General features: G+C 59.8%; 16 protein-coding genes. 1 reads left to right on the forward strand and 15 read right to left on the reverse strand.

Features of this window, described 5'->3' with window-relative positions:
- Positions 1–102: 102 nt before the first annotated feature.
- From PHA81_RS12985 to PHA81_RS12995, 3 genes are all read right to left on the reverse strand, one after another.
- A complete protein-coding gene (locus PHA81_RS12985) occupies positions 103–453 on the reverse strand; it encodes a hypothetical protein (RefSeq protein ID WP_273837024.1) in 351 nt (116 codons plus the stop codon).
- 1 nt (position 454) lies between these two features.
- On the reverse strand, positions 455–955 hold the full coding sequence (locus tag PHA81_RS12990) for a hypothetical protein (protein ID WP_006078556.1): 501 nt from the start codon (positions 953–955) through the stop codon (positions 455–457).
- Between the two features lie 347 nt (positions 956–1302).
- Positions 1303–2061, reverse strand: coding sequence for a TrkA C-terminal domain-containing protein (locus tag PHA81_RS12995; protein WP_006078555.1), 759 nt, complete (start codon positions 2059–2061; stop codon positions 1303–1305).
- 237 nt (positions 2062–2298) lie between these two features.
- Between PHA81_RS12995 and PHA81_RS13000 the strand changes: the two genes are divergently transcribed.
- A complete protein-coding gene (locus tag PHA81_RS13000) occupies positions 2299–3033 on the forward strand; it encodes a hypothetical protein (protein ID WP_206536541.1) in 735 nt (244 codons plus the stop codon).
- Between the two features lie 142 nt (positions 3034–3175).
- On the opposite strand, the gene PHA81_RS13005 is transcribed toward PHA81_RS13000, so the two are convergent.
- From PHA81_RS13005 to PHA81_RS13060, 12 genes are all read right to left on the reverse strand, one after another.
- A complete protein-coding gene (locus tag PHA81_RS13005; RefSeq protein ID WP_006078553.1) occupies positions 3176–3463 on the reverse strand; it encodes an amphi-Trp domain-containing protein in 288 nt (95 codons plus the stop codon).
- 200 nt (positions 3464–3663) lie between these two features.
- A complete protein-coding gene (locus PHA81_RS13010; protein WP_006078552.1) occupies positions 3664–3864 on the reverse strand; it encodes a hypothetical protein in 201 nt (66 codons plus the stop codon).
- A 142-nt stretch (positions 3865–4006) separates the two neighbouring features.
- Positions 4007–4273 (reverse strand): hypothetical protein, encoded by a 267-nt coding sequence (locus PHA81_RS13015; protein WP_006078551.1) that lies wholly within the window; start codon positions 4271–4273, stop codon positions 4007–4009.
- Positions 4270–4449: a hypothetical protein gene (locus PHA81_RS13020; RefSeq protein ID WP_049914214.1), complete on the reverse strand. Its 180-nt coding sequence runs from the start codon at positions 4447–4449 to the stop codon at positions 4270–4272. Before PHA81_RS13020 ends, PHA81_RS13015 begins: the two co-directional genes overlap by 4 nt.
- On the reverse strand, positions 4446–4649 hold the full coding sequence (locus tag PHA81_RS13025; RefSeq protein ID WP_006078550.1) for a hypothetical protein: 204 nt from the start codon (positions 4647–4649) through the stop codon (positions 4446–4448). The genes PHA81_RS13020 and PHA81_RS13025 overlap by 4 nt, the downstream gene beginning before the upstream one ends.
- The gene (locus PHA81_RS13030) at positions 4646–5128 is read right to left on the reverse strand and encodes a hypothetical protein (protein ID WP_049914213.1); all 483 of its coding nucleotides are present in this window, start codon (positions 5126–5128) and stop codon (positions 4646–4648) included. The genes PHA81_RS13025 and PHA81_RS13030 overlap by 4 nt, the downstream gene beginning before the upstream one ends.
- A 163-nt stretch (positions 5129–5291) precedes the next feature.
- A complete protein-coding gene (locus tag PHA81_RS13035) occupies positions 5292–5816 on the reverse strand; it encodes a hypothetical protein (RefSeq protein ID WP_006078548.1) in 525 nt (174 codons plus the stop codon).
- 101 nt (positions 5817–5917) lie between these two features.
- A complete protein-coding gene (locus PHA81_RS13040; protein WP_006078547.1) occupies positions 5918–6841 on the reverse strand; it encodes an ArdC-like ssDNA-binding domain-containing protein in 924 nt (307 codons plus the stop codon).
- 166 nt (positions 6842–7007) lie between these two features.
- Positions 7008–7343, reverse strand: coding sequence for a hypothetical protein (locus PHA81_RS13045; RefSeq protein ID WP_006078546.1), 336 nt, complete (start codon positions 7341–7343; stop codon positions 7008–7010).
- 73 nt (positions 7344–7416) lie between these two features.
- Entirely contained in the window at positions 7417–7659 is a 243-nt protein-coding gene (locus tag PHA81_RS13050) for a hypothetical protein (protein ID WP_006078545.1), read from the reverse strand.
- Positions 7660–7787: 128 nt separating this feature from the next.
- Positions 7788–8462, reverse strand: coding sequence for a DUF6884 domain-containing protein (locus PHA81_RS13055; protein ID WP_273837028.1), 675 nt, complete (start codon positions 8460–8462; stop codon positions 7788–7790).
- Complete coding sequence (locus PHA81_RS13060) at positions 8459–8902, reverse strand: hypothetical protein (protein ID WP_273837029.1); 444 nt, start codon at positions 8900–8902, stop codon at positions 8459–8461. The genes PHA81_RS13055 and PHA81_RS13060 overlap by 4 nt, the downstream gene beginning before the upstream one ends.
- Positions 8903–9076: the final 174 nt, after the last annotated feature.

Genomic DNA, 9076 nt, shown 5'->3' on the forward strand with positions numbered 1-9076 from the left:
CTTCCCCGCATCACCAATAAACGGTCGGGCACGGATAAATATGTCAGAACGGTATTTTGAAGGAATCGCTCGATCGAGCGGAAGCCGCGAATTGGCGAGCCGTCAGCAGCTAGCCATTCCAAAGAACAGCCATACCGATCCGTGATTGCCTTTGAGCCCGTTGCGCTTGCGGTAGCGCTGGGCCACCTGCGTCCCGCTGAGGTTGATCGCTCCGGCGTTCCCCCACTTGTCGTCTATCCGGTCGTCTTGCTCGGCCATGAGGCTGTTCGCGTATTTCTCCTTGTCTCGGTTCTTGTGCTCCGAGTTGGGGATCACGGTGTAGCCGGGCTTTTCGGCGATCGTCCCGGTGTATCCCGCCTTCCCGTGACGGTATTCAGCCTCCTCAACCGCTCGACGGAACGCTTCGTCGGCGTCACTGCCGAACGCTTTGGTGAAAAACGACGCTGCACCCATCTTAGGCCACCTCCTCCACCGTGATCGTGACGTCACCCGTCTCGTAATCAGCCTCGACGAGCTCGACGTCGTATTGGTCCGACTGAGTAGCTGCTCGGTAGGTCCATTCCAGGTCGTGACCGTTGTTCGCGAAGGTCGGGCGACCATACTCACCTTTGTCGGTGATTTTGCCGCGTACAACCTTGGAATCGTAGAATATCGTCGAGACGTAAGGCGCGCTCTGTGTCTCGACCATCGCCTCCGTTCGCTGCGGGACGGCGACTCGTCGGGGGTCGTCAGCGACAAATGCCTCCGCTCGCTCGACGCTATCCTCGATCTGCCGGGTACGTTCGCCCGTTCGGGCGTCGACGGGCACCGTTCGCTCCGCGTGTTCCTCCGAGAACAGCACGCTCTCGAAGGTCCGAGTCCCGAGAATAGCCTCGGGATCGAGGGGCGCGTCTGCGAACGGTTCGGTTTCGCTCTGTTCTTCGCTGTCGTCCGCGTTCGGCTGGTTCCGTTCCATAGGTGTTCTCCGGGGCGCTTCCCCGTACTACCAATATACGGTCGGAAACAGATAAGTGTAGCGGAATGGTTCTATCGAGAATCGGAATAAGAGCCGCTCACATCCATACAAAACGTCGTTTCTGCACGTCGAATACATATCGACGACGGGGTGTTAGAGAGATTCGCTGAAGTCTTCGTACTTTCCAACATCGCAGATTGGGTATCTGTTGAAATCGGCGTGCAAGATACAAAGCGCGTATCTTGCACATAGATAGCCACGATAACGATACAGACCGATGAATCTCGGTTCTGTTGAAATCCTATTACTATGATACATTTGCTGAAATATCCGTTCGATGGGTGTGCTTATTGTTCAATGAGCTGTTTTTGCTCTTCGAGCGTTTCTTCGTGGTCTTCAACAGCATCTCCCCGAGCCATTGTATCTCCAGTGAGACGGTCTGACAATTCTTTGAGACGGTCTTGTTTCCCGTAGAGGACAAGCGTGTCCCCCGGTTTCGTCTCCACATCTGGTTGCGGCGCACCAATGTATGAGTCATCTCGGCGGATGCCGAGTATTAACACACCTTCGCTCGGTAAATCCAATTCGGTGATCGTCTTCTCTGCCAGCCAATCACTCGTGTTGATTTCCACCTCCGCTACACGATACTCGCGCTGCAACCCGAGTAATTGGGCGTAATCCGTGACCTCCAACTCTGTCGTCTTACCAAGCCCCCACTCAATGAGTGGCGTAACGAGGCGGTTGAACCACTGACTCCGTGCGAACAGAATGATTACACCGGCACCACCGAGAATATACAGTAAGTTCAACAGGTTTTCGCCACCAGTACGCGTGAACGAAAGGATAAGCGACGAAATCGCACCGAGGAGTCCAATACTGCCAAGGCGAATGAGCGCCTTCACAGTTTTGCGGCGGCCTGTCGTGGCGACAGTCCGTTCGGCCTCATCGGTCGTGTATCCCGCTCCAGAGAATGCTGATGCGGCTTGGAAGGAGGATATATCTGGAGAGAGGCCTGTCATCTCCAGCGCGATCGAGCCAATACGCACAATCAACAATGAGAGCGCGAAGATGACCAGTAGTGACAGTATTGGATACGTGGCAACCATACCGAGATGTGGATCCCCATATCTGTAAACATTCACCACCCCACGTAGAGAGTGCACGCTCTGCATCGGTCACGCCATTACTGACGGGAAATGTGCAGATCGGACGCGTCTATGCAAGATACAGGGCGCGTATCTCGCACGCCCTTCCACTGACTGATTTCGTCTGTTGGTTTCTCCCCACGTTTCAGAGCCTGACGGCCAAGTGCTATCCGGTTCAGACACTATTTGGCAGTAGAGATGACACGGAATGCTGCCGACCGAATCGGTATCCTCTGCTCTGCGGATCAGCCAGTGTTCTCCGCAGTCGCCGACCGCCTTCGTGAATCCGGTTATGCTGTCCGATTCTTCGATCCTCGCTCCGAAATCTCGTCGAGTAAACTCGACGACCTCTCACTACTTGTCAACAAGCAATTCTTCCCGGTCACGCTCCCTTCTCTTGACCACGCCCGGAGAACGGGTATACCTCTGTGGAACAATCTCCCTGCAACGATAGCGTTTAGCTCCCGCCTGATCTGTCTGCAAGCGCTTGAGGAAGTGGGATTTAATACCCCCACAGTGACGTTTGAGAAACCCGCGGGAGAGTACGTTGCAAAGGACTACTACATCTGGAATGGTGAGCCCGAACTGAACGGCGATGGGGACTTCTATCAAGAACTCGTCCCGACGAATCCGGTCGATTACAAGTACTATGCCGTCAACGATGGGGAGTGCATACAGACGGAGGGCAGGCGCGTCACGTCGAAACTGTACGGCCCAAAGCGATTCCTCAGCAAGGCTCGAGCCAGACCGGGGCTTACCGCCCGCCTCCAGCGTCTCGTCGAACGAACCGACCTTCGAGGTCTCGGGGTCGATTTCGTCCGGGATGCGGAAAACCGATTCTGGGCTATCGATCTCAATCTCGCAGCGGGATATCGGAATACCGGGTTAGAACCTGCGATCTGTCGTTCTATCCGTGCAAGCCTTCCCGAGTAATAATCTACCGCTGGGACACGTCCCTTGTACCTGGCAGTTGTTTTTGTATGGACAGTAGGATACCCCACTACACCTCGCACGCACTTCCTGACACCGTTTCGCCAATTCACGCAGTATGCATGAGATACGGGGCAGTAGTTGATTACTCGATTTCTAGTTGGCCACCTTCCCCATCTCCCTCACTGCCGTTCTCGTCCCATTCGAGTTCGAACTCGATACTTAATTCACCGGGCCCATTCGTCGGTCCCTCACGCTCGGCTTTGACCTCGAACGTCGGGCGAGCTGGCGGCTCCATCGTCACGGACTCGGATCCCGATTTGAGTGTGATCGCATCCCCTTGTTCCAACTTATCGGCTACACGGCGAAGGTATGCTGCGATCTCTTCCTGACTCTGATCGCTTTCCGATTTGAACAGGACTTCTTCAGGCATGTAGACACCTACACCGCCAATACTGATAACTGCAACCCTCTGTCGGGACCGCTCTGCTGAATATATCCTCTCTATCTTGCACGGCAGTTCTGACAGCTGGTGGGACGATTGTCTGGTGGGAGTATGAGGACTTCTGGTAAACACTATAGAGGCTGCTCGCGTTCCGGGATTAGAGGCCCAGGCCAGGAGAAACCGGGTGCCTACTCCTCGGGGAAAATCTCGTCGAACAGTGCGAAGTATTCGCGGGCTACGGTTGCGGGCATGGTGAACTGTCGTTCCCACTCGCCCTCCCAGCGCTCATACAGCGATATTTCCCGCCCGACCTCCGTATCCTCGACTAGGATTGCGACGTCGCCTCGTTTGTGCCACGTCGCGTCTTTCCGGTCCTTTGGGTCGGTCATGAGCCTGAGAGGGTCGGTTTCGACTGATCGGTAAGCTCGACGTCGGGATCGGCGACAGGGCCGTGGTCGGCACAGTCCCAACAAAGCGGCTGCTCGGCCACTGAGTCCCGATCGGTCGACTCACCGCACTGGCGGCACTCGCTCATTGTTCCCTCCGCACGGTCCACAAGGTCGGCCCACAGTCCGTATCGGTGTATCGGTCAACGACTAACCCGTTCGATAGGGGTGACTCCTCCTCGATCGTCGGAAGGTGCGACCCGGCGATTGCACCCGATACCTCCGGGTCAATATCGTTTAGATCTGACGCGCGAAAGTACCGATAGCTGTTGCCGTTCTCGTCGGTTTCAAGCAGCGCTGCGAGTGCGTTCTCAACTCGTTCGCGATTCGTGAGTGACTCGGTAGTGCTCATATGTTCGCGGCCTCCTGGTGTTCGCGATCGTCGGCTCGAAGCGTGTCGAGACACGACCCACAGATTTGTCCGTTCGCGGGGACGACGTTGCCGCATACCTCGTATCGGACACAAGCATTCTCCGGGCTGGCTTCGGTGCCGCCGAACGCGGCCAGATCCGACTGGTCGGAGCTCATTGATAGAGGCGATCGGGGAGGTCTTCGGACCATTCACACGATAGGCAGAGCACCCAGGGACCGTTGCCCCCGAATATCAGGCTGTATTCGTGCTGGTGGTCGTGTTCTGAGTGTATCCACTCCTCGACTGGCTGTAGTTGCTCGTCGGTGATTTCGCTGACGCCGGGGCCACCGATCACCGCCTCGACCTCCCCACTCATCCGTCCACCTGCTCGGACTCGTCGGTATCTCCGTCACCACCTCCGTCGTCGACGTCGCGATTGATGGTCACCGATCGGCTCTCGGCGAGCTCGAACGCGAGCATCCGATCACCCGCGAATACGGTGAGCTCGGGCGGATCGTCCCAGTCGATCGCGTCGATCTCGGGGAACCCTGGGATCGCCTCAAGCGCCTCCTCGGGGATATGCAACCGAAGCGTCTGGCCGCCGGCTCCTTCCTCGAGGATCTTGCGCGTGAGCGGCCCGCTCGAAATGTCCTCGTCGGGGCCGAACCCGAGCGCCGGAAGCATCCCGATCTCGTCGACGGCCCCCGGTTGGAACCGGAACGATCCGCCTGCCTCAAGCCCGGCGGCTCGGATCGCCGGAGTGAGAGAGACGAGTATCAAGCGCCCGCTTTGGGATTGGCGCTCGCGAACGGTCACTGTCTGTATCTCGTTGATTGAAACCTCGTCGTCTGACATGGGTTTGGGCTGAGTCTCCTGGGCTTCCATAGGTGTTCACTCCTGATTGAGCGGCTTTCTGGCGGGGAAGCCGCGAACCGGGACGCCCGCGCGCTGAGTCGAACAGCGTCGACGTCTGCGATCGTCCGAACGTCGACCACCACGGCGCGGGAGGGACTGCTGGCTACTCCGCCGTCTGACCGTCCTCACAAAGCTCGATCGCCGTCCATCCGATCCGATCGCACCGGTAGGCGTCTCCGTCGAGCACCACGATGTCGCCGACCGACAGGCTCCGCGTTTCGGCCTCGACGAACGCCTGCGATTCCTGGCCGCTGCCGCGATTCCACCGCTCCCACAGGTCCGACAGGTCGACGACATCCTCCTCACCGGCGAGCTCGTAGTGCTCGATCAAGTCACCGATCGACAGGCTGGCACCGTTCGGATCGTGGCGGATCTCGCGGGGTCGCTCGCTCTCCCCATCGGCCAACTGGTAGACGGTCGCGTGCTGGTGAGCGTCCTCGAGGTCGCCCGCTGCGTCCCGCTGGGCCTCGCGAACCGCCTCGGGATCGTCGCCGTACTCCGACCGTGCTACCGGGTCGTCGATCCCGCCAACGCGCCCGTGGCCGGGGCGATCGGCAGCGGTGATTCTCTCGGGGCTGTTCTCGACGTTCGTACCGCGCTTGCCACGGTGCCGTTCTTCGCGTTCCATAGGTGTTCTCCGAGGGGGCTTCCCTCGTGTATCTACATTGTAGAGTTATACGGAAAAGGGTTTCGTCCTCGACTCAGCGCGAAAACCGGTCCCGCGATCGCTTACTCGATCTCGGCGGCGATCGCGTCGATGATCGTGCTCGACGTCGTGGCGATCCGACTGAGGTGGCCCCGAATCTCCTCGGCGTCGTCGTTCTCCCACGCCGCGAGATAGAAGCCCGACCCGCTGACGTCAAGCCCAAAGTGGCGACCGACCACGTAGGCGACTGCCTCGGCTTCTAGCTCTCGCTCTTTCCGGTCGTCCGTCTCGTTGCCCTGATGTAGCAGCGCGTGGGCGAGCTCGTGGGCGAGCGTCCCGGCGACGGCGGCGTTCGCGCGGTCTTTGACCTCGATCGTCTGCTCGGCGGTGTCGCACACGCCTTTCGTGCTGCCGCGCGTCCACTCGTCGGCGTCGACGATCTCGACACTACTCACGAGGGCGTCTGCCGCCGTGAGCATGGCGTCGAGTAGGTCGTCAGCCTCGCCCTCGGCGTCGGTCGGAAGCTCCGGCAGCGGCTCGCCCTCGGTCTGTGAGACGTCGAACACCGAACCCGTCCGCCACGTCACGATCCCGCTATCCCACTCCTCGGGGTCGGTGTCGTCGTACTCGCACCCGATACTATCGTGATAGTCCGGCGTGTTCCCGCACTCCGGGCACGTATGCTCGGCAGTGTGCGGATACAGGATATAAATCGCCTCCTCGCCCGACTGAACCTGCCGATCAAAGTCGTCTTGCCACGTCCGATACCCGGCGACTCGGGTCGCGTGCGGGCACTGCATTTTGATGAGCAGCGTGTTCCGGTAGCTGTAATTGTGAAACGCGCTCTGCGCGTCGAGAAACTCTTTCAGCGTCTCGCTCTCGCTCGCGGAACTGGCCTCGTCGATGAGGTCCTCGACGAACTCCTCGGTCGCTTCCCGCATATCGTCTTTGCGCGTGTCCTTTTCCCCGAAATCCGCCGCGTCCGTGGTGGTTTGCGTCGTTGCCATAGGTGTTCACCGGGGCGCTCCCCCGCATCACCAATTTACGGTCGGATACGGATAAAGGCTTTGATCCCGGTCGGCGATCGGTGGCTTAGTCGGCGGTCTGAAAGCCTGATACCGGCGTCTCTCGGAGTCTGAGCTCGGCAAAAAAGCGGCTACGGGCGTGACGCGCCTACTGCCACCAAGCGTATTCGGTTTCGGGTGCGTCCTCGTCGAGTTCAATCCCGAACTGTTCCAACTGGTCCCGAAGTTCGTTGGTTTCCGCGAGCGTTCCGAAGTAGTCCGACTGGGCGTCGATCACGGCTTCTGCGACCTCTGCGGGCTGTTCCTCGCGGTCAAGCCCTTCCTCGTCGGCTATGTCGTTGACGTCGAGTACCTGCACCCGCCCGAGTTGCGACTCGGCGTATGCCCGGTGGATCGACTCATCCGGCGTCTGCGCGTCTATCTCGTCAAGAATCGCCTCGGTCTGTGCGTCTCGGTCGTTCGCGTTCGACTGGTTTCGTGCCATAGGTGTTCTCCGGGGCGCTTCCCCGTATCACCAATATACGGTCGAATAAACTTAAAACGTTGGTCTGAACCAGCTACTCGTCGATCTGGCTATGTAATTCTGACCGCCGGGCGTCCCGGCGCTCTCGGGGAGTCTCGCCGCCGCTGACTGGTTCAAGATCCGGGTCCCGACCGGGGAACCACTCGGCGCGTTCGTCGAGTGCGAGCCACAATCGGGTATCGAAGCTTTGCCCGCCGAGTAGCACGATGTGGTCGCCGAGAAACACCCCCGCGGTCTCGGGGTCGATCGGGCCGCTGCCGCACTCACACCCGGCCATGAATCCGGCCCCGCCTGCCCGGTAAATCTGAACGTCGGCGCTCGGGACTTGGTGGGTCCGTCCGTGGCCGCAACTATACGACCCGATCACCCTCTCGGTCTCCGGTAGAGTAGCCTGAGCGACCATATTCAAGCCCCCGAGTCCCGATTAGCGAATCCGCCGAGGTCGGCCTGCGCTGGGCCGCTGTTCTCGGTCGCGTTTGCGTCCTCGTTGGGTATGGCTCCTCGGTCGGCTTCGACGTCGCCGGTATCGACTTCGGAACCAGCGGAAACCCCGGTGTCCCGGTCCTCGGCGGCCTCGATCCCCTCGGTGAGCCACCCGATCTGATCGCCGATCCCGCTGGTGTCGTCGAACGGATACACTACCTCAAAGCCGTGCTCGTCGGCGAGCGCGTCGAGTCCCTCGCGGAGCGGTTCGACGTATTTCTGGCCCGCGAGAATCACGATCCGACCGAGTGGATCGCGGTCGTCCCACCGATCGAGGTTGTGAACGCGGTTCTCGACGCCCTCAAGAATCGACTCGGCCCACTCCTCGACGGTCGCGTACTCCGCTCGATCCCGCTCATCGACGTCGAGCGGATAGTCGCTGATCGTTACGTCGTAGGGCCGGGTGCGCGACTGAGGGGCGAGAGAGCCATACAGCGCCGACAGGATCGCCCACGAGTCCCCGACTGTCTCGGCGTATTCGCGCTTTTTCTGAAAGTACGACGACGTATAGAGGTCGCGGGCGGGAGTAGGCGAGTTCTGTTTTTCGGCTCCACACCCGACGAGCACCATCGTTTCCGTCCGTTCGGTCTGGCTCATGCGTCGGCGTCCTCCTCGATTCCGTCGATCCCGTCGAGCAAAAGCGCGTTCCGGGCGTCGGCGTATGTTTCAGTGTGCTCGGTCACGTTGTACGCCGAGTCCCGCGAAAGAGTGTCGAGTTGAGTGAGCTCGTGGCGCGCGACGTCGTGAACGATCTGCTCGGCGTTCTCGATCACCTCGCGCGGGACCGGCTCGACCGTCCCTCGCGTCAGATACGACCGAAGGTGATCTAGCTGGTACGTGGCGTGCTTGCCGTTGTCGTCCTCGAACGTCACCGATCGCTCGCTCTCGGGACCGCTCTCGGCGGGCGCGTCGATCACCCGGAGGAACACGCCTGCATTGAGGTCGCGCAGGATCACGCCCTCGCGGGTGAGCCCCGACAATTCCGCGTCGGTCATGTTCTCGCGGTCGTCGCACCATGCTTGCACGGCCTCGCTCATCGTCACGAGGTTGGAATTGGTTTCCATAGGTGTTCACCTCTACATTACCAATATACGGTCGGGTGCGGATAAAGCCTTCGTCTTGGGATTGGGTTAACCACCCGATAGAGGCTCCAATAGGCCCGTGTATCCGGGTTTGACCCAACTGAGTTCCGGTCGAAAAGAGTCCCTCGC

The organism is Halococcus sp. PRR34 (genome assembly GCF_028617175.1).
In the GTDB taxonomy this organism is placed as follows: Archaea; Halobacteriota; Halobacteria; order Halobacteriales; family Halococcaceae; genus Halococcus; species Halococcus salifodinae.